Source organism: Chloroflexota bacterium (assembly GCA_009840355.1).
In the GTDB taxonomy this organism is placed as follows: Bacteria; Chloroflexota; Dehalococcoidia; order Lucifugimonadales; family JADFKI01; genus Bin90.
On the sequence record VXNZ01000054.1, the window covers coordinates 14,560 to 34,161 of the forward strand.

A 19,602-nucleotide genomic window follows, 5' to 3' on the forward strand; every position below is an offset into this window, starting at 1 on the left:
AAATGCGAATCGTCGCGTCAACATCGCGTGAAATCAGCAGTCAGACAAGGAGTGAAAGCGGCAAAATCCATTGACGCAACCGGCAAAAATGATTGACGTGTAACAGCGGCCAGAATAATTGTCGTTGACCACCTCAAACCTTTTACATAGACGACGGATGTTTGATGTACAATACGCCGACGAACTTTTCGCAGATGTAAGAGTGGCGGAGGCGAAAGTCAGAGAAATGAAGGTTGTGATAATGCTGATAGCCGTGGTGTTCATCAGCCAGCTTCTAGCCTGTGATGAACTGGCGCGGGTCCAGGATGAAAGCGCACCCGTGGCGACACCGATGTTACCGGCTATCCCTGAACAGCCAAGGGAAGCTGAAGAATCTGGCGCCAAGCCGAGCACTCCTAAGCCAGCTTCGACTCCCGCTCCGGCGAATGCACCACTTTCGGTAGTGACTCCGTTTGCCGTGCTGCCGTCGTACACACCACAACCAACGGCCACTAGGTCGCCCGCATCAACCGCAACTCCAATCTCCCCAGAAGAATTTAGGGCTAAAACGGCTGAGAACATCCAGCGTTGCAAGCACTGGGCCATGCAGAACCTAGAACCAATCGAATTCTCTCGATTCGATAGGCTTAACCCTAAGACGATGAGTGACCTCGACAGGATTCTGTGGGGAAATATGGTCAGCAATCCCTACGGCAGATATTCGCTTTTTGAGCCAAGAGAGGGCGAGACGGAGTGGTGCATGGACTACTGGTCCGAACCCCTAACGGAGCAGAACGCGCATAAACGGAATGACCAGTTTCGTGACGAGTGCATCTATGGCATAGTGCGTCGGGCGCGAAACTACGAACAGAAGATAAAGGAATGGGCCGAAATCGCCAGTGAGAAGTACGATGTCGATGTATCCCCAGTCATCGTCAATCAGCACATCCGCGTCATGAATTGGATGGATATTGACGGTGCGGATCTGCTTCAGATACAGGAATCTCCTGCTGCGCTTGTAAGGAGAATATACGAGAGTAGGGATGAGGGGTATTACGGCAGATATCAAGGCACTGAGAACTTCCCGTCGAAGGACACGCCTTCAGAGGTGTTGGAATGGTGGGGTATAGAGGACGCCTTTTTCTACGTCATTGACCCTGACACTAACGAGTGTGGACTGTACTACCCACAACTTTTCTTCGGACGCTGGATTCCCATAGATGATTACGGGACAGAGGATGAAGCTCAGCAATACAAGGAGTCCATTGAAGACCTACGGACCGAAGATGAGTGGCCTGACTGGGCCGATGGCCCGGCCCGCGACATCCTGATTCAGCTAGAATAAATTCTCGTGGGTAAATTCAGGGAACGGATATGACCACGTACAGGAAAGCCCTAGTCGAACAACCAGACCGCGCAGACACGATCTACACCGAAGCCCTGTTTAGAATGTTCGGGCTTGTGGCGCTTGGCGTTGTGGTTACAGCCGTTGCGATCTGGGTTGGCGACGCGTTCATTCTCGGCAAACATATCTTTGGAAATGGCTGGGTAGGAGTCCTGCTATACGTCGGAGCTACCCTTGGGGTACTGATAGCATCCCATATTGTCGCCAACAAAGGGATGCTGGGCCTGGCGACTGCCCTCTACCTCGGCTTCGCTGCCCTTGAAGGCTTCTTCATTTCTCCGATCCTGGAACTGGCAACCGGCGAGTCGATGGCGATAGCGTTCATACTGGTCGCTGCACTCTTCGTTCTAATGGCAGCTATTGGTCTGCGAACGAAGAGAGACCTCTCCGGAATGGGTTCGATGCTCTTCTTCACGCTTTTCGGGGCGGTGGTCGTCTTGTTGCTTGACCTGTTCATATTCCAGTCCGGCTCTGTGCAGATCATTATCAGCATCATCCTGTTCCCCGTGTTTCTCGGCCTGACTGTTTGGGAGACGAGGCGCATGAAGATTCGTGCCCAGGAGGCCGCACTTGAAGGCGATGCGGCCAGCGCGGACAAGGTTGCCGTGCAGGCCGCGATTGGGCTGTACCTGAACGTATTGAACCTGTTTCTGATCGTCTATGACTGGCTGCCATTCTGAAGGATTGCGTCTGCTGCACCCGACGGTCCGTCGGGGATTGGAGGATTTGGCAGCAGTCTGATTAGGGCCTGGCAGTTATTCAAAAAGGTGGCGGAGTGGAGCCTGACGGCCGTAGCCCTCGGATTGATATTCCTTCTGGGCATAGGTGTCGTCTTTGCTTTTGTGGATACTTTTTCATCAGGCATTTCCAGCGGCCTCAGTGCCACACTCCTCGGCACTATCGTGCCGCTTCTGGTGGGAGCACTATTCGGCGCTCTAGCCGCTTCCCATAAAGGCCGGCGAGTTTGGTTGTGGGCAATCCTCTGCGGAATTCTGCCGATTTCGCTTTTCTTTCTAGCGTTCAACAAATGCTATCGGTGTGATGCTTCTGACGGTAACAACTTTGCTGCCCATTGGCTTATCGGGCTTTCTGCACCAGCTTTGTTCATTGGTTTTCTGGTCTGGCAATTTGACGTTGATGACCCGGAAAGAGAGCAGTACCGCCTGACCGAAGAAGCCGAGCCGAGCCCCAGTGATAGATACCATGCGGAGAAAGTGGCGATGCTTGAGATGATTAACGAGCAGCGCAGGCTGGCCGCAGTGTCTCCTTTGAGGCTGGGTCACAATGAAGCCGCCCAGCTTCACGCAGAAGCGATGCGGGACGATTGTTTCGTATCGCACTGGGACACGGATGGCTTGAAGCCATATATGCGTTACAGCTTGGAGGGTGGCTATCAGTACAATGCGGAGAACGTCGGTGGATTTTACGACTGCGGCCCCTTTGACCCCTATGAAGATGTTGAAGCCACACTCGAAGCATACGTGCTGGGTTTCATGGATAGCGAAGGACATCGTGAAACGATGCTGGACCCTCTTTATCGTAAGGTCAGCATTGGAATCGCAACAAATAGGGGCATCTGGGTAGTTCAGCATTTCGAGGGAGAATACATCGAGTTTGACGAGCTTCCTTCTCTGGATGGCGGAATTCTCTCAATGTCTGGGCACGTTAAGGAAGGCGCTCAAATGGATGAAGATGTTGGCGTGATGATTGAATACGATCCGCCAGTTAGAGAACTCACGATTGAGCAGCTTGAACAAACACAGTGCTACAATCCAGGCTTGCCCGTCGCTATTGTTCTCAAGAATCCCTTCGATGAATATGACCTTGACGACCCTGATGTTCGTGTTGAAATTTATGAGATGCTGGCTTCTCTGGAAGACAGCCCGATTCCACATGAAGAGTGCAGAGACCCTTACAAGATGGATCTCGCAGATAGCTACTCCAGGAGCGACGGGTCTGAGAGCAGATTTGGCCTAGGTCAACCTGATGAAATTTCCGAACGTGAGGTATATGTATCGTTTATGCTTGCGGAAGAGTGGAGCATAACCAACTTCGGAGAATTCTCAATGCGAGCAGACATCGGAAATGTAATGGCAGACTACGGGTCTGGAGTCTACACAGTTACAATTGTGGCAACGATCGCTGGGGAGTTGTCCCCCATTTCCGTTTACGCGGTATTTGTGGACTGGTGACTGGTGAAACGACCGTCTGGTGAACCTAATGTCTTCCATTCATTAACCGCTATCATACGTTACAAAACCCACGCTGCGCGTATGCTACACGACAGCCTGACTCCCACAATTGATGCGTGCACTAGCTGCCTCTACTCGGCCGATCAGAGGCGGTTAACCGCTCATTTGCTAATCCAAACCATCAAATCACATCAAGGGATTAGGATACCTTGAGCTAGTCAAAGGGAAGTACTGATCTGCGGTCATCTCCTCGGGATCACGGCTTACCTTTTGAGGTGTCTCTCGGGCAGGTCTCATCCGATCCACCACCTCCATCGTCCGCACGCTCACGGTGCAAACTCGCCGTAGCAAGTCAATCACATGCTCCTTGTAGTTCGCGAACCTGTAAGTGTTGAATTTCGCAGCGATAGTCGGATCCCGCGGCTTCTTCTCCTTATACTGGTCCAGCACCCACTCCAGCGCCGACCGGTTCCCCAGCCTGTACTGCCACGCATCCGCCGGAACACCCCGCAGCACCGTCTCGCTGTCGATCTGAATCTCCCCCCGCTCCTTGTCCCGAGCATTTGCCCGCAGCATCACCTTCGGTGCAGAACCTGTGGAATCCCCTGCCTTATCCACCCTCTCTAGCGCATACGGCTCCACATCCTCAAACCCGATATGCAACTCCAGCAGCTCCCGCCCCATCTTCACCCACGCCGCCCAGTCGTGATACAGCGGCAGCCGCGGAAACTCCCGCAGCAGGTCAACCGCATACTCGTGCCGGTACGCCGGATCGTGCAGCACCGCGTACGTGTACGCGAACACATCCTCCGCCGTGATACTCGGCCCTCCCGCGACCTCCTCGAAATGCTCTCCGAACTCCTTGCGGTAGTGCGCGTTGATCCGCCGCAGCCCCCACTCCGTGATGTTGCTCACCCGCTCCCCGTCCTCCGTGTAGCGGTAGAGCGGCAGGCACTGTGTGTTCCCGTTGTTCGTACCTGCAAATTTAAGCTCGGGGATTCTGTTAGCCGCTAGAACTGAAAAATGGTCGGAAGAAGGACCTTTGAAGCAAATAAGTTTGTTTTTATGGTCCAGCTTCTGTCCAAACATCTCGTAATGGTTTCTCGTCAGCACATCGTTCATCGTGAAGTTTGCAAAATGATGCTTTATCGTGAACGGTCGATACAGAGATTGGATGCGGTCCGCCTCACTGTACATTATCCGCCGTCCTCGGCGAAATTCATTCCGCAAATCACGACTCCACTTGATCGTTGATGGAAAGGAAATGTCATTTCTGTCTAATAGATTATTGTAAGTATCGGCAAAGAAGAGCGCCTTATATCGAAGGCTGTGGATGTCGAAATCAAATACCCACTCGTCGCGGCTAGTCATAACACCATTGGAGAACAACTTGAAAATGGCACTTTCTTCATCGGCTGACTTAGTGAATTTCGTCTGTCTATCTGCGATAGGAATGAGCCTTTCAAATTCAGGATTGGACTGATTGAGCCAGTTATCAAGCTTGTCAGGGATTATCTCTTGGAATTCAATGTCAGCCAATTCTGCCTTGCTCAAGTAGGCTAGTTTGTCAAGTGCAATCTCAGCGTCCTCACGCCTGGCGTAGTGTATGCCGCACTCGCCTATATTTGCCTTTTCACGAACGAAGAAACCTATGGCGACGCCCGTCTGTATGCCGAACACATTATGCGTCGTCCCTGAAATCTTGGGATTGCGGCGCACATCCGAACCGAGGTCAAGAATGTAAATGTCACTGAACTCTTGCCCAGCTACCTTGCGGAAGCCGTCATCCTGCCGCGTGTCAAGATACGCTCGATTTGTGATGAACGTGATCATGCCATCGTTCGCAAGCCTGTCGCTTGCCCAGCGTATGAACCTCTTGTACATATCGTATTGATGGGTTCTCTGCGCCGTACTTTCGTTGATATATGTGTCCCTGATGCGACGGTCGATTTCTGGATACTTGCGGTTCGCGCCTCCGTCGCCCCAAAGCTCTGCGCGGTCGTTATACGGCGGATTCCCCAAAATCACGCTTATCGTCTTCTCGTTCTGCAAGTTCACGCGCATCCAGTTCTCGGTGGACATCCCGCCCAGCTCGAACGCGCCCTGCCGCTGCACCGCGCCGCCCGTCGCCCCCTGCCAGTCCATGTTGTCCAGCGTGTCCACGAACACCAGGTTCGGGAATTCCAGGTAGCGCCCGGTCTTCTCACGGTAGGTGTATTCGATGTTCAGGTTGGCGATGTAGTACGGCAGTATTGCCACCTCGTTCGCGTGCATCTCGTTCAGGTACTTGCGCTCCAGCCTGTCGGCCGGCAGGTATTCGATGAGGTTCGTGATGAACGTGCCTGTTCCGGTGGCGGGATCGAGAATCTGCACGTTCTCGTCGGCGAGGCTGCGCCCGAAGTGCTTACCCAGCAGGTAGTCGGCGCCCCGGATGATGAAGTCCACAACCTCGTTCGGCGTATAGACGACGCCCAGCCTGTCGGCGGCGGCGGGATTGTACGCCTTGTAGAAGTCCTCGTATATCGCTTTGAGGAAGCTCTGCTTTTCGGCGTAGTCGGCGATCTGTAGCGCCGCGACGCTTATAGCGTTGTAGTATCGAAGAAGCCTGTCCATCGCCTCCTTCTTGACACCACCGATAAAGAAAGTCTGCTCCAAATTATCGAGTTGTCGTGCGATATTGTTTTCACTATGAAACTGCGTCTCACGGAAGATATTCAGGAAAATATCCTTAGTCAGAATGTGCTGCAACAGCATCTCCCGCACATCCAGTTCCGACACATCCGGCCCGATGCTCTGGTGGCAAAGGTCGAGGAACTCCGCCGCCGCCCTCCGGTACTCCGCGTTGTGCCGCTCCGCCTCCTCGATAGTCGCCCGCAGGCGGTCCAGTACGCTCGGCAGGTCGTCCTTGAACTGTGATTGTGCCCTTCGAAAGTCCTCGATTTCCGGCAGCTCATAGTCCAGGAACCGCTGTATCAGCCGGTGCAGCTCCCCCGTGCGCGTCATATCCACGCGCATCGCGGTTTCGCCGTTCTGCACCAGCACCGCCGTTTCCGAGTCCTCGAAGATGATGTTGTCGGTCGGATACCCCCGGTTGAACTTCGCCTGAATCTCGGCATCAAGGTCGTCGTGCGTATCCTTCGCCTCCCAGTACCCCCGCGCCATTAGCAGAACGTCTCGTACTGTTCCGTCTGGTATCACGCCTCTGACTGTCGGGCGCTCCGCAACCAGCTCGAAATCCTCCCTATGTTCGCGACAGTATGAATTTAGGCAGTTTTCGAACGCACGGCGAACGCTGAGCTCGTTCCTTGAGCCACCAAAGCGGATCAGTCGTTCTAGGTCCTGCCTGTACCGCTCAATATGTGGATAAGTAGGCATTCAAGATCCTCGTTAATTTCCTCGATAAGTTGTGTGAAATGCAGGAAATGCTAATCACTGAGTCCTTCCTCGTCAAGTGCGCCGCGAAACACGCTTGTAGTAGTCAGTCCCCTCCAACTTGACAGTGCCTCCTACCCAACGTTATCGTTGTGTTATGCTTCCTGATTTCAACCAGGCCAGTCTACTGCCCCCGGGCATTCATCGGGCCAACTGGGATGAATTTGCCCAAAGATACGGGCGAAATCCTTGGTGAAGAAGTCTTCTGGCCGGACTCAGAATGGCTCTTGAGAACTTGAGAGACGCCGGCTGCCAGACAGCTTACATAGACGGGAGTTTCGGCACAGACAAGGAGCACCCGAACGACTACGACGCATGTTGGGAAGAGGCCGGAGTCGATCCCTATCTGCTGGACCCGGTTCTGCTAACCTTCGACCTGGGAAGGGCGACACAGAAAGCGAAGTATCTGGGGGGCTGTTCCTCGCCTCCGTTGTTGCAAACGCAGAAGGTCTGTCTTTTCTGGAATTCTTCCAGACGGACGGGGATACCGGAGAACCGAGGGAATTGTCGTCATCGATCTGGAGGAACTGACATGATCAAGAACGAGAGACAATACCGTATCACCAGGGTCCAGGTGAGACGCTTCGAGCGATCGCTGGAAGTGCTTCTGCAGAGCAACGAAGAGGAAGAGGATATACATCCACTAATCGCCAAGGCGCGTGAGGACGCAATACGCAGCCAGCTTTCAGATCTCAGGTCTGAGCTTCGGGAGTATGAGGCCCTGAAGGCTGGTGATTTCGAGTTGGACCAGCTTGGAGTCGTGTCCGGCCTGCCGGCGATGCTCATCAAGGCTCGGATCGCGCGGGGAATGAGTCAGAGGGACCTGGCTGAGCGGATCGGGCTGAAGGAGCAGCAGATACAGCGCTATGAGGCCACCGACTATGCTTCGGTCAGCCTCTCCCGGATTAAGGATATTGTTGGTGAGTTGAGTGAAGAGAATTCCCTACATGGCTAAGACTGAACGGTAACTGTGGGTGAGGAAGTGAAATGGCTAATAGACGGACTATCAGTCGAGACGATTCTAACCTTCCAAGCCTGCTTGTATCGAGAGAGGAGGCAAAGCAACGGCTGGGCGACCAAATTACAAGAGGGAGAGCTCTCCTGAAGCGCTTGGATGAAGGTGTGGAAGCTTTGAAAACTTTGCCACCTGAAAAGGGCTTCATCAGATCGATTACGGAAGGTCATCCTAAACACGACTTAGGGATGTCAATTCGCGAAGAGCACGAAATATGGATGAAGTATATTCAGACCTTATTCGCTGCAACCTTCGATGAGGGCCAGTATTACAGCGAATTCCTACATGAACGTGCTAAGCCACACATAGGTTCAGTAACAGATTACTATGGCGGGTTTTTTCGACGCTTTTTACGTAGGCAAGTTGCTACTCTTGTTTCTATTAAAGAGCGTGTAAGTCTATTAGATGAGCCGGCTGCGATTGTTTCAGACAATAATGCCGCTCCAACCTCTGTTGTGTCTGCGAGAAATGTTTTTATTGTTCATGGTAGAGATAGAGGTGTTCGAGAAACGGTTGCTAGATTTGTGGAACATCTAGGTCTTCACGCAGTTATTCTGGATGAAATACCCAACCTGGGACGTACCGTTGTGGAGAAGTTTGAACAAGCTGCAGCTGAACACAATGTACGCTATGCGATTGTTCTGATGACACCAGATGATGTAGGAGCATTAGCTATTGAAGTGGACGAATCATCACCCCGCGCTCGCCAGAATGTCATATTTGAGCTCGGTTACTTCATCGGTAAGCTAGGTAGGGGAAATGTCTGCCCGCTTGTCAAAGGGGATGTCGAAATTCCTTCGGATTTTTACGGGGTTGTGTACGTACCATTAGATGATTTCGATGGTTGGAAGAGTAAGTTGAAGAGTGAAATGGAAGCCGTAGGACTTCCCATTCACGAGGCGAGTTGACCCGCCAATCCAGTCTTCACCAATTCACGGCACCATCGCCAGGCTCCCCGTCGGATCCGGCACAAGCTCTAGGTAGATCAGTGTCGTCTGTATCGATGAGTGCCCCAGCCAGCGCGACAGGTAGTTGATGGGGATGCCGTTCATCAGAAGATGCCGTGCGTAGCTGTGTCGCAGCGTATGGTTTCCGAGATGGCGGCCCGGTGGAACCGCCCCGAGCTGCTCGGCTCTCGCGTGCGCCCGCTGCACCCAGCGCCAGGCCGTGCTCCGGTGAACGTCAATGAGGCGACCCTCGGAGACATTGCCGTAGGACAGCGCGACGGAGAATGCAGCACCAAGCTCCGGATGCACAGGCACAATCCTTGATTTCCTGCCCTTGCCCTGTCTTACACGAATCGTCGGCAGTTCGGCATCGAGCGACAGGTCCGCGATCTCAAGCGCCAGTGCCTCCGATACGCGCAGGCCGGCTCTCGCATTTCTTACAGAAAGGTGGTTTTGTGGCTGGTCTGGAACAGGAATAGCAAGTCTGTGCTGTTGGACCAAGAGATACTCCGCAATGCCAGCAAGTCATTAAGTTAATGCCTTCGCTTTAGGTCTCGACGCCGTGCAACACCGTCTCCGAGTCATTGTTGCATATCCGGAGGAAGTTGTCAGGTTTAAGGAGAGCGCTCAGGTAGGGAAAGGTTGGTCGAATGCAACAAAAGTGGATAAATTGTTGCAGCCTGTCATCCCTGTGCGTTGGTCGGTGACGACCCCTCCGGTGCAATCAAGGCCGCGCAGACCAGCAGCCTTTCCGACCCCATCCGTCATGTCGGTCGTTATCGGACTTCCATTTCCTCTCGGAATGGATTTATCACCTGCAGGCCATCGTAGTCTTGCTGCGCGCTCAGGTCTTCGGAATAGACCGCATCGCACCCCAGGGCACGAGCTGCCGCAAGAATCGCGCTGTCCCAATAGGACAGCTGATAGCGCCTACTGATTGCAACGGCGTCACGGAACACATCAAGTGTGACATCTTGGACAGGGAATTTCAGGAGAGTTCCCAGAAAAGCCAACGCATCATCGTGGGTCAAACGGCCCAAGCGTGTGCGGCGTGTTGCCTGGTAGTAGAACTCCTGAAATACTTGCACTGAGACCGCTAAATCAGATCGTTTCAACAGATCGCGGGCGCGCCGGCGTTTGTGGGCCTCTTCCGGCAATGGGCTGACGGCGTAGAGCAGCACGTTGGTGTCAGTGAGTCGCATTGGTCCTCTCGATCACTTCGGCGTACAGCTCATCGCGAGTCAACCTTTCCGACACTCCCACACCGCGGGCATCGAAGTCTGCAAGCACTTCGTCCAAGTCGCGCGGACGAAGCACGATGGGTATTTGTTCTTGATTCGGAACGGTGGAAATGCTGACGACAGGCCTGTTTCTTGCGAGGCTCCGCAGGAACTCCCTTACCAACGCCGAAACCGACGTGTCCAACTCCGCCGCACGGATGCGCGCCATCCGATGGGTCTCCTCGTCAACGGACACTGTGATGTTCTTCATTGCGTTACCCTCACAGAAACTGTGATTCACAGTATAGAGGAACTGGGTTCTCCCTTCAAGAGTATCCGGTTTCAACTCCAAGGCCTCAACCTGTACGTGAAGGTTGCCCGCCACTACGTCGGTGGTCAGCCATGTGCGGCATTTACTCGGTTGTTCGATCCAGTGGCAGGCAATGGTAATGGCCGAGTAGATGCCGACATGAAAGTCACGCCGCAAGGGTTGTGGGTAAATTGTTGCAGCCAGTTCTCCTAGGCCCTGAGCCGGCGAGTGTCGTTGCTTAGCGGTTCTATCCATCCTAATTGCTCAGAGATTCTAGCTCTGGACAGATATGACGGCAGCAACGCCGCAATGGTCCGACAGCTTGCTACTGCCAGCTATGTTGCTGATAACGCTTAGGGATTCGGCTGCGAACTCGTCGCTCAATGCCATGTGATCGATACAGCGGCGACCCCTGTGCCCAAGCACGGAGGTGGCAATGGTCAAGTGCTTGGGCATTGCTCCTTTCAATGCTGTTCGCAGTTGGTGCGGCACAGATCTCCCTTGGCCTATCCTCTGGTTGAAGTCACCCGTTACGATCAATGGTCGATCTTGCACGCCTTCTAGCAGATTGGTAAGCCCTTTTAGATAACGTGCGTGATCCTCCCAACGCTTCTTCCGTTCTGACTTTCGGTAATCCTCGGTTCTGGACCCGCTCCAGGGAATGCAGGTTCCGATCACTGTCACCTCGCCAACCGGAGTCCGCGTTACTCCGGACACGTAGCGGCCAGGAGGCATGTCCCCGTCCCCCAGATCATCAACGTGCTCCCAGGGATACCGGGACCAGAGTATGACCTTTCGCCTGTTCTTCGTGAGTGGGTATCCATAATCGGGCTGCGAGGAGATTACATGCCCGTCTGGTGCCAGCAGATCCTCGGAGGTCTCAGTCAAACAGATAACGTCAGGGCTATGGAGGTCGATCTGTTTGCGGATTTCAGGGGTTCGTCGTGATCTGGGAGTTGCCCACTGCACGTTCCAGTTGACCAGGCTCATTGTCATAGCTTTGTCTCCTTGAATCATCGTCCAGCAGTCCGCGATTCAATCACGTGTGGTATTTCTGATTGCGCCTGTCGCCATCTGAGGTCTCTCGACTCGGTAGCAAAGGCTGACTTGCAAGTCACGCCGCAATAGATGAGAGTAAAATCTTGCATGTGTCCCAAGTCCGTCATCCATTCAAGGTGAACTGCTGTCGACACTGTCAAAGTCTCCCCAGCACTCCAACGTGCCGTCCGATCGGAGGCCGCAAGTGTAACGATCCCCTGCGCCGATGGCAACGAACTCCCCTTCGAATGGAGGAGACGTCTGCCCGTATTCACCGGAGCCCCAGCAGTGTACTGAGCCACTTATGTCTATGGCGCAGGTATGCGACGTACCCGTGCCAACAGCTATGAACTCACCCGATTCGGGTCGGCCCGATACTTGCCCGTGTTCGTCTGAGCCCCAACATTGGATGGCTCCTTCTTCGTCAATGGCGCAGGAGTGCCTTGCGCCCACGCTGATGACCGTGAAGCCGCCGGCAGTTGGGCTCCCTGACACCTGCGCAGAGTCGTCCACTCCCTGACAGGAGATTTCGCCATTCTGGTTGAGTGAGCAGGCATGGCTGGGTCCTGCGGACAGCGCGCCTGGAACGGCAACCACCGGCTCGATCTCAGGTGCGAAGTACCACTGTTCCGGGAATCCGGTGTTTGGTGTTCTAAGTGGCCAATCGTTGGCCGCAATATCAGGCACGTTTCTCAGCTCGTTCTTCTTGACGATCATGCCCTGCACCATCGGTGAGAGGCCGACTATGCCGATGTTGTACTGGTTCTCCACGATGAATTTGTAGATTTCCCTGCCGAGAGCGTTGCGCTCCGTCTCCTGCAGGCCGGGACCGCGGCCGTGCATCTCCAGCAGGTCCAGAGACTCCTGTGCGCAGGGGAAGGCATATTCGGCTTCTGGATTGACGAGCCACTGGGCGCAGCCCGGACCATGGAAGGAACCGATTCCTGCTGGGGCACGCTTGCCAACCGAGCTGAAGGTAAATCCGGTCGTATCTTCGTTCCATACCATGACAGCCCACTCGTTCGTCTGCCAGCGCGTGAAATGCTGCGTTCGCGTGGTCACGTTCACATCCGTCTTGACACCGACTTCTTCCCACGCGCGGCCTACCAACTGTGCCGTGTCCGGCCAAACGCGGAATGAGTCCGTTGCTGTGATGCTCATTACGATTCTCTCACCGCTGCTGAGACGCCACCCCTCGCTGTCTTTGTCAGGGAATACGCTGTCAAGGAGACGATTAGCCTCTTCCATGTCGTACGCGGTGCGAAGATTGGCGATGTCGTCACCCGGATAATGTGCATGGCCAGGAGACGGCACACTCTGCCTGATTTCACCAAAGCCGAGGAACTGAATCTCCTGGATTGCACTCCTGTCGATGGCAAGCGAGAGCGCCTGGCGGAACTCCTTCGTTCTGATGGCGTCACCCGTGGGGCCCGGCATGCTCATGTTGAAGAAAAACGCCGCGTCTGAGCCGCCGAACGCAGGCCAGGTCAGCAACTTGTAGCCGCCCTCAGACTCGGCATCCTTAAGCGGATTGAACTGGTCAATTTGAATATGGCGACCCTGCATGTCGATCTCGCCCTGCGCTGCACGCAGGACGCCACTTTCGATGCTCTCCACCAATGTCAGCTGAATGCCGTCGACGTATGGAAGCTGGTTGCCGACCTCGTCGACTGCCCAGAAGTACGGGTTGCGCTCGGTCATCACCACCTGATCGCCTAACTTATTCGTGAACCTCCACGGCGCTAGACTGGGCTTTTCTGGATTGAGGTTGTACTGCGTCCTGTAGTTATAATACTCGACCCAGTCACCGAATCCTGCGGCCTGTGCCTCCTGCCCAACGTCGGAATTATAGTCAATATGGAACTGCTGCATATAGTGGGAAGGCGCCCATGGAACGTTCCTAGATGCGCCATAGCATGCCTCATCAGCCTGTGCCACGATCTCAAGGAACAGGAAGTTAGGCTGCGGGAATACGAACTTCACCGTGGTGTCGTTTACCTTTTCGATGCTGCCGACCTCGTTCCCTATCCTAAGAAAGACAGGTATATCCTGCGTCAGATCCTCGTTGAGCAGCACATTCTCATAGTTCCACAAGAAGTCGTCTGCGTTGAAGTTATCACCGTCGGACCACTTCATGCCTTCGCGCAAGTAGAACGTCCACTCCTTGCCGTCCTCGGACATCTTCCAGTCCTTGGCGACGGATGGGACCAGCGAGAATCCGTCCTGCGAAAATCTCACAAGCGAAGCCCGCGACAACCGGAAGAAATTACAGCCGTCAGCAGGGCCAAGGTAGAAACGCCGCAGGATGCCGCCATATTCACCCGTGTCTTCGATTGTCGGAATGGTCAAGGGCTCCGACGGCAACCTCTCGCATACGGACGATAGTTCACCAGACGCCACCTTCTCCGCAAGGTCAGGCGATTCCGAATACTCGGAACACTCAGCATCTGCCCGGGTGCCGAGTTCAACGCCGAGCGTAAAGGCTGCGGGCTGACCCGCGTCGTAAGTGGTCGCCTCGATGGTGTATGTCCCGCTGTCCAGGCTCTCCAGTATGCCCGAATCCGTAGATGAATTGAGGGTGAAATCCGAATGGTCGTCATCGTCGTCCTCATGCACTATGTGACCGTCTATCCCTTCACCCTCCCTGATGTACAGGTAAGTGTCCACTTCGGACTCGAGGGTGACTGCAACGTCTCCGGGTTCAGCGAGAGTGAAAGAGTAAAAGCGGGCGTAACTGCCGATACGCACGCTGGATTCGCATTCGCTGTCCCAAGTACCGTAAACGGTCGTAGACTCTGTGACAACTTCCAAGCAGGTGTCGGAAACTGCAGTTGGCGTTCCGGTCACTGTCTCAGACCATGTTCCCGATCCTGCGCCGTGGACCGCACGCATCTGTACGTCGTAGGATACGTCAGCTTCGAGTCCGGTGAGCGTGTATCTTCGAGCTCCACCGGTCCATACTTCAGTAGCTACCGTCCAGTTTCCGTCCGACTTGTCGGCCGAATCGCTTTCTATGTAACGGATGTCATAGGAGGCAATGTCGGTTCCGCCCGTCTCCTCCGGAGCGGTCCAGACAACTGTCAGAGCCTGTCCACCCGGGCTGATGCTCTCGATAACCGGGGCTCCGGGCGCGTTCGCGTGGTTGATGTTAATCGTGTAGTGCTGCGCCCCGCGTCCGTCTTCAGGGATGACACGCAGGGTTATGACGGTCACGACCGAATCAAGGTCGATCTGGTGTCCTGCAACCGAGGCGTCCGCGTCAGGTATTGCGCTGCCGTCCTTGTCGTGAATCTGTACGGTGGCGCCTGCATCGCCTGTAGGTATGATCGTAACCCGCGACTGGCCGACTACCGCCGTATAGCTGGTGTGTGCAGGGTCGAAAGGAGGGACCAGCGCGCCAGGGCTTACGGTGAGCCCGCTCAACAGCGCCTTACACGATGGGGTGCCGAGTTCTTCGAGGTCGTTATCCGGCACATCCAGCAGACCTTCCGGGACACAACCAATCAATCGGTTGGTCCTCATATGCACTCGCTCGAGGTTTGTGAGGTTCCCTAGCTCCGTAGGTATTGTGCCGCTCAGTTCATTGTGATTGAGAAGCAGATCCTTAAGGTTTGTGAGATTTCCAAGCTCCGGCGGTATTGAACCGCTCAGGCTGTTGCTGCCGAGCCACAAATCTTCGAGACTGTCCAGCTTGCCCAGTTCTGGCGGTATCGGGCCTCTCAACTGATTGCTATACAGAAGTAGAGAACTGAGGTCTGTGAGTTTGCCCAAATCGGGCGGCATTGAGCCGCTTAACTGGTTGTAGGAGAGTCCCAAGAACCCTAGATTGGCAAGGCTGCCGAGTTCCGACGGTATCGGACCACTCAGGCTGTTGCTGCCGAGCCACAGACTCTTCAGATTGTTTAGGTTGCCCAACTCCTGTGGTATATGACCGCTCAGGCTGTTGCTACTAAGCCAGAGATACTGCAGATTCCCGAGCTTGCCCAGTTCTGGTGGTATCGTGCCATGCAACTGATTTCTAATCAGAATCAGAAAACTGAGGTGGGTGAGTTCGCCCAGCGTTGAAGGAAGTCTGCCGGAAACTTCCGCTTCTCGAAATTCGATCCCATATACCCGGTCGGAGTGTAATTCAATCCCCTCCCACTGGGCGATGGGAAGATTCACGCTCCAGTTGAGTGACTGCTCACCACGCAGGATGTCCCGTGATGCCAGCAGCGCTTCGCAGTCGTCGACTATGCCGTTTCCGGTGTACCCTGACACCGCTGTGCTGCCGGCACATTCCGCACTGCGAACCGTGATGCTGACTGCCAACGAATCCGTGTCGCCGTCACTGTCTGTAACTTTGAGCGTATATATGGTTTCCTCGGCAGCAACCGAAGCGGTCGAGACTTCGATCCGCGGCGGCGGCCCGGAAACGAAGGCCACGCCATTGCCGGGTTCGGGAGACAGGGAGTAGGTCAGTGGTCCGTTGCCTCCGATCGCCTGGGGAAGCGTGCGATTGTCCTCTTCTCCAGCAATGAATGCGTAGGCAACGTTTGCGGCCTCGAAAGCCGGCGCAGTGTCCTCCTCGTCATCGATAACGTACAGCGAAAGGGACTGAGGCGCGATCACCCCCTCGTCGCTTGCGTTGTTCGCAGTGGCGGATAAAATCACCTCCACGCTTCCGGTCCGGTCATCGTTATCCACCGCGGTGACCGTCACCGCGCCGTGACTCCGCGTCCGTCCTGCAGGTATGGTGAGCGTCCTGTTCTTACTGAGAGTAGCGGCATCGTGCGATGAAGCGGATATCGTCACCTTTGTGTCCTCACTCGACGGCCTGTGCAGTGTTGCGGTAACAGTACTGGTACCTCCGTTCTCCGACAGCCAGTAACTCGACAGTGCAAGGCCAACCCTCGGTGTGGAGGAAGCGGAGCGGCGGAAGTTCGCGGTAATTCCGCGTCTCTCGTTGAGAGTTCTAACGGCGTCGGCCGGTCCGTCAACGCCGGTGGACGGATCATCCGCAGAAACTCCCACAGGATCGCCGTTGTAGGTCAGTCTTGGATTCGAGAAGTAGGCAAGCCTCGGGCAGTATGCTTCTTCGCCGAGAATGTTTACACACTGCCTATCGTATGACATGATTGTGCGCCAGCGCGTCGATTCCGGCGCGCCCGGTTCGAAGGCACGCTGGTTCACATAGCCGTAGTGCCAACCTTCAAGAGACGTTTCTTCTGATTCCTGCAACGACACATACCGGTCGTGGAGGAGCCCCATGTTATGCCCCAGCTCGTGCGCGAAGACCAGTCCGCCCCAGGGCGCCGCTCGTGTGATCCCAAATGACCCCTCAAAATATGCTATTCCGGCGAATGTATATTCCCATGTCCAGGCAGAGAGCAAGTGAACTAGGTCGGCAGAGTAAGTCTCTCGCAGGCTGTGAACGTGGTCTATGTGGCTGTCCAAGTCATCCTCGAGCCTCTCGAGGTCAATAAGTATTTCGCCGGATTCGATGTAGTCCACTTCCTCCCGCAATACCAGTCTTATCCTGTGGAATGCGCCGCTGTTCGCGTATGCCTGGTTGGTCTGGGCGACGTATAGGTCGATCAGCGCTTCGATGCCTGCTCTACCTCCCATCAGAATCTTGGCGGCAGGTGTGTAGAACACCATTACGTCTATCAATGAACCGTCATCATCGGAGATGGAAACGTCAAGCGCCTGTTGGGATCCCTCATCTGAGTCGGGCGGAGCTTCAAGAGGCTCGGCCAGAGGCGGCAGGTCAGATTCGTCAATCTGCCGAATCACATATGAGCCGGTGCTCGTAGTCGTGATCGTATAGACCGCCTGAGGTGTGCGCACCGTGCCGACTACTACGTCTCCATTCACTACCATTGTCATGGTGCCTAGTTCCACATCGTCGAGATCACCCCAGAATGCGTACCCCGATGCGGTCGGTTCCACATGCTCGATTCTGCCCGTGAATACGGCGTCCTCAAACAGGTTGAGCGTTACAGTTCGGGGCGCAAGGCGTCTTACCTCCCCTGTGCCCAAGGGTCTCGATACTGATGCCAATGATGGGTCGAGTTGCGCGAAGTCGATATTCGCGAATCGGCTGACGTCGGACTCGACGCCGGGACTGGGCGGTGGTTCACCCTCGATATCGAAGAACAATCCCTTAACCTGTTCTTCGCCGTCGTCCCCTTTCGATCCATCGGACGCTGGGACAGATACGGGGGTTGGAGGGGGCGGCTCGACTTCCTCCGGGACGATCGTAGCCGTTGGTGCTATTCCTTGCGAGGAGGCAGGCGACGGCAGCGCGAGCAAACTGACCATCGCAAGTAGGACTATGGCCGTAACCAGCAGTGCTCTTACTGAACGACTGCTGGACGTAACGTCTAATGCCCGGGCATGTTCTGAGACCAATACGCTGTTGCCCAATAATTACCAAGGTGTCTCTATAGCACGGCATCGAGTATATCAGACTACGAATCGTATAGCTTAACCGAAGTGACTTGACAAATCTGTTCAATAGACGTCCTTCTTCGAGGGACAAAGGACGGCGCATCACCGCTACCGCGCTGGAAACGTTTATGCGAGTTCCCGAAATACTGTTGAGATCTCTCACTGCACGTTATCTGGATAAATACCGTCCATACTGGGACTTTCGGCGATAGATCAGATTCCGGCGGGTTATGACTCTCTTCTTGACATGATGCGGCAAGCGACCAGGGTGATCGTGCCCTGGATTGCAGTAGTCGAAGTTATGGCTCACTGGCTCTGATATTTCATCCCCACTAAGAAGGTGTCACGCGGCGCAAGAGTCGTTCACTAGTAACTCGGATTCGACATAGTTTTGAAGCTGTCGGGCATAAGTCCGCGTCAGTTCCACCTCAAGATGCTCCAGATTGAACTCAAGAGACAGCGGATAGTGCGTGTCGATGTCGGGTGAGCGAAGCAAGGACGACACGTTCAGTGCCTTCAGGCGGGCTCCCAGAGCGGGATGAGAGTCTGCGGCCCGGGTCCTCGCGGCGGCGGCGTAGCTGAGTATCCTGCTCACTACCGACCTAGTCGACTCTTCCCGAGCAAAATAGCTGAACCATTCGGGGTAATTGTGCAAAGTCCGGTTTTCTCTCATGAGTGAGACGAACTGTCCGTCGATGTTCTCCGAAAGCAAGTTTCCATAGCCCACAACCTTCAGCAGTCCGTTGCTGATGTGGACCCGTCCATAGACTTCCGAGGCTATCTCGTCGCAACGAAGTTCGCGCCTTCTCGAAATTGCGTTGTCGAGTATGCGGAACATTCCATGATATGCGAGGGTGATGAGCATCGGGAGGACGAGCACAATCCCATTGATGCTCCAGTCGATTTGAGACTTGATGGCGTGTATGCCGCTTGTGAGGGAAGCGTACGCCGGCGCGATCTGCGTACTGTAAACCGTGTCCCGTCCGGTGAAGTGGGCAAATTCGTGCGCAAGCACAGCTTTTGTCTCGTCCAGCTTCATCACCCTGAGAAGCGGGGCACTGACATAGAGCGAGCGTCCTTCTACAACAGGCGAACGCCACTGCCCCAATAGCGACACCGGATTTTCCGTAACGTAGAAATTGGCGGACATTCCGATCAGAATGTTGTCGGGCGGAGCGGCCCCGACCATGTCTGCGCACTGTTCGGCCATATCCCACAGGGCGGGGTAATCGGCCTTCGAAGCTACCATCGCCAGTTCGGAACTTCCCGTTCCCTTAAGCGTCAGCCCCGCCGCCTGAAAGCAGATGTAACCTCCAACGAGCGGAATCGGGAGTATGTACAAGAGAAAGAAATATCTGCCTGTTTCAATTGCTCCCCAGACGACAAATCCACAGATCGCCAGGATTCCTAGAAACATGACCGGCCACAGCAGGAACGTACCAATCCGAAAGGCCAATCCCAGCCCCACGAGAGCCACAGGAATGCGCGTGCCGGTCGTTGGTGCGCGCATTTTCATATGCCCCATAAATTCACTCGGTTGTTGTCAAGGATTCGAGTATCATATCTAGCGTTGGAAAGGCTAGCGTTGGAAAGGTATCTATGCTAGGTGCGGAGATGCCGCTTGGGGCGCCA

Annotated in this window: 12 protein-coding genes; 5 read left to right on the forward strand and 7 right to left on the reverse strand. The window is 54.7% G+C overall.

Annotated elements, in window-relative coordinates:
- Positions 1-124: 124 nt before the first annotated feature.
- The 3 genes from F4X57_13760 to F4X57_13770 all read left to right on the forward strand — a co-directional run bounded on the left by F4X57_13760 (position 125) and on the right by F4X57_13770 (position 3,576).
- Positions 125-1,324 (forward strand): hypothetical protein, encoded by a 1,200-nt coding sequence (locus tag F4X57_13760; GenBank protein MYC08215.1) that lies wholly within the window; start codon positions 125-127, stop codon positions 1,322-1,324.
- A gap of 29 nt (positions 1,325-1,353) precedes the next feature.
- Positions 1,354-2,064, forward strand: a complete 711-nt coding sequence (locus F4X57_13765) for a Bax inhibitor-1/YccA family protein (protein ID MYC08216.1) — start codon at positions 1,354-1,356, stop codon at positions 2,062-2,064.
- Between the two features lie 87 nt (positions 2,065-2,151).
- Positions 2,152-3,576, forward strand: a complete 1,425-nt coding sequence (locus F4X57_13770; GenBank protein ID MYC08217.1) for a hypothetical protein — start codon at positions 2,152-2,154, stop codon at positions 3,574-3,576.
- Between the two features lie 186 nt (positions 3,577-3,762).
- On the opposite strand, the gene F4X57_13775 is transcribed toward F4X57_13770, so the two are convergent.
- Positions 3,763-6,951, reverse strand: a complete 3,189-nt coding sequence (locus tag F4X57_13775) for an N-6 DNA methylase (protein MYC08218.1) — start codon at positions 6,949-6,951, stop codon at positions 3,763-3,765.
- Between the two features lie 277 nt (positions 6,952-7,228).
- On the opposite strand from F4X57_13775, the gene F4X57_13780 reads away from it, so the two are divergent.
- Together F4X57_13780 and F4X57_13785 are read left to right on the forward strand one after the other, a co-directional pair.
- Positions 7,229-7,963, forward strand: a complete 735-nt coding sequence (locus F4X57_13780) for a helix-turn-helix domain-containing protein (GenBank protein ID MYC08219.1) — start codon at positions 7,229-7,231, stop codon at positions 7,961-7,963.
- 248 nt (positions 7,964-8,211) lie between these two features.
- A complete protein-coding gene (locus tag F4X57_13785) occupies positions 8,212-8,931 on the forward strand; it encodes a hypothetical protein (protein MYC08220.1) in 720 nt (239 codons plus the stop codon).
- A 24-nt stretch (positions 8,932-8,955) separates the two neighbouring features.
- Here F4X57_13785 and F4X57_13790 read toward each other — a convergent pair whose 3' ends face one another.
- The 6 genes from F4X57_13790 to F4X57_13815 form a co-directional block, all read right to left on the reverse strand.
- Entirely contained in the window at positions 8,956-9,486 is a 531-nt protein-coding gene (locus F4X57_13790) for a site-specific integrase (protein MYC08221.1), read from the reverse strand.
- Positions 9,487-9,746: 260 nt separating this feature from the next.
- The gene (locus F4X57_13795) at positions 9,747-10,172 is read right to left on the reverse strand and encodes a PIN domain-containing protein (GenBank protein ID MYC08222.1); all 426 of its coding nucleotides are present in this window, start codon (positions 10,170-10,172) and stop codon (positions 9,747-9,749) included.
- The gene (locus F4X57_13800) at positions 10,159-10,461 is read right to left on the reverse strand and encodes a hypothetical protein (protein ID MYC08223.1); all 303 of its coding nucleotides are present in this window, start codon (positions 10,459-10,461) and stop codon (positions 10,159-10,161) included. Before F4X57_13800 ends, F4X57_13795 begins: the two co-directional genes overlap by 14 nt.
- Before the next feature lie 312 nt (positions 10,462-10,773).
- A complete protein-coding gene (locus tag F4X57_13805) occupies positions 10,774-11,517 on the reverse strand; it encodes an endonuclease/exonuclease/phosphatase family protein (GenBank protein ID MYC08224.1) in 744 nt (247 codons plus the stop codon).
- Positions 11,518-11,670: 153 nt separating this feature from the next.
- Positions 11,671-17,946, reverse strand: a complete 6,276-nt coding sequence (locus tag F4X57_13810) for a hypothetical protein (GenBank protein ID MYC08225.1) — start codon at positions 17,944-17,946, stop codon at positions 11,671-11,673.
- 367 nt (positions 17,947-18,313) lie between these two features.
- Positions 18,314-19,495 (reverse strand): M48 family metalloprotease, encoded by a 1,182-nt coding sequence (locus tag F4X57_13815; GenBank protein ID MYC08226.1) that lies wholly within the window; start codon positions 19,493-19,495, stop codon positions 18,314-18,316.
- Positions 19,496-19,602 lie beyond the last annotated feature (107 nt).

What these genes read in the sequence shown, in the direction of transcription:
- F4X57_13765 (MYC08216.1), top strand. Translation starts at nt 1,354, where the DNA reads ATGACCACGTACAGGAAAGCCCTAGTCGAACAACCAGACCGCGCAGAC.
- F4X57_13775 (MYC08218.1), bottom strand. Translation starts at nt 6,951, where the DNA reads ATGCCTACTTATCCACATATTGAGCGGTACAGGCAGGACCTAGAACGA.
- F4X57_13780 (MYC08219.1), top strand. Translation starts at nt 7,229, where the DNA reads ATGGCTCTTGAGAACTTGAGAGACGCCGGCTGCCAGACAGCTTACATA.
- F4X57_13785 (MYC08220.1), top strand. Translation starts at nt 8,212, where the DNA reads ATGTCAATTCGCGAAGAGCACGAAATATGGATGAAGTATATTCAGACC.
- F4X57_13795 (MYC08222.1), bottom strand. Translation starts at nt 10,172, where the DNA reads ATGCGACTCACTGACACCAACGTGCTGCTCTACGCCGTCAGCCCATTG.
- F4X57_13800 (MYC08223.1), bottom strand. Translation starts at nt 10,461, where the DNA reads ATGAAGAACATCACAGTGTCCGTTGACGAGGAGACCCATCGGATGGCG.
- F4X57_13805 (MYC08224.1), bottom strand. Translation starts at nt 11,517, where the DNA reads ATGATTCAAGGAGACAAAGCTATGACAATGAGCCTGGTCAACTGGAAC.
- F4X57_13815 (MYC08226.1), bottom strand. Translation starts at nt 19,495, where the DNA reads ATGGGGCATATGAAAATGCGCGCACCAACGACCGGCACGCGCATTCCT.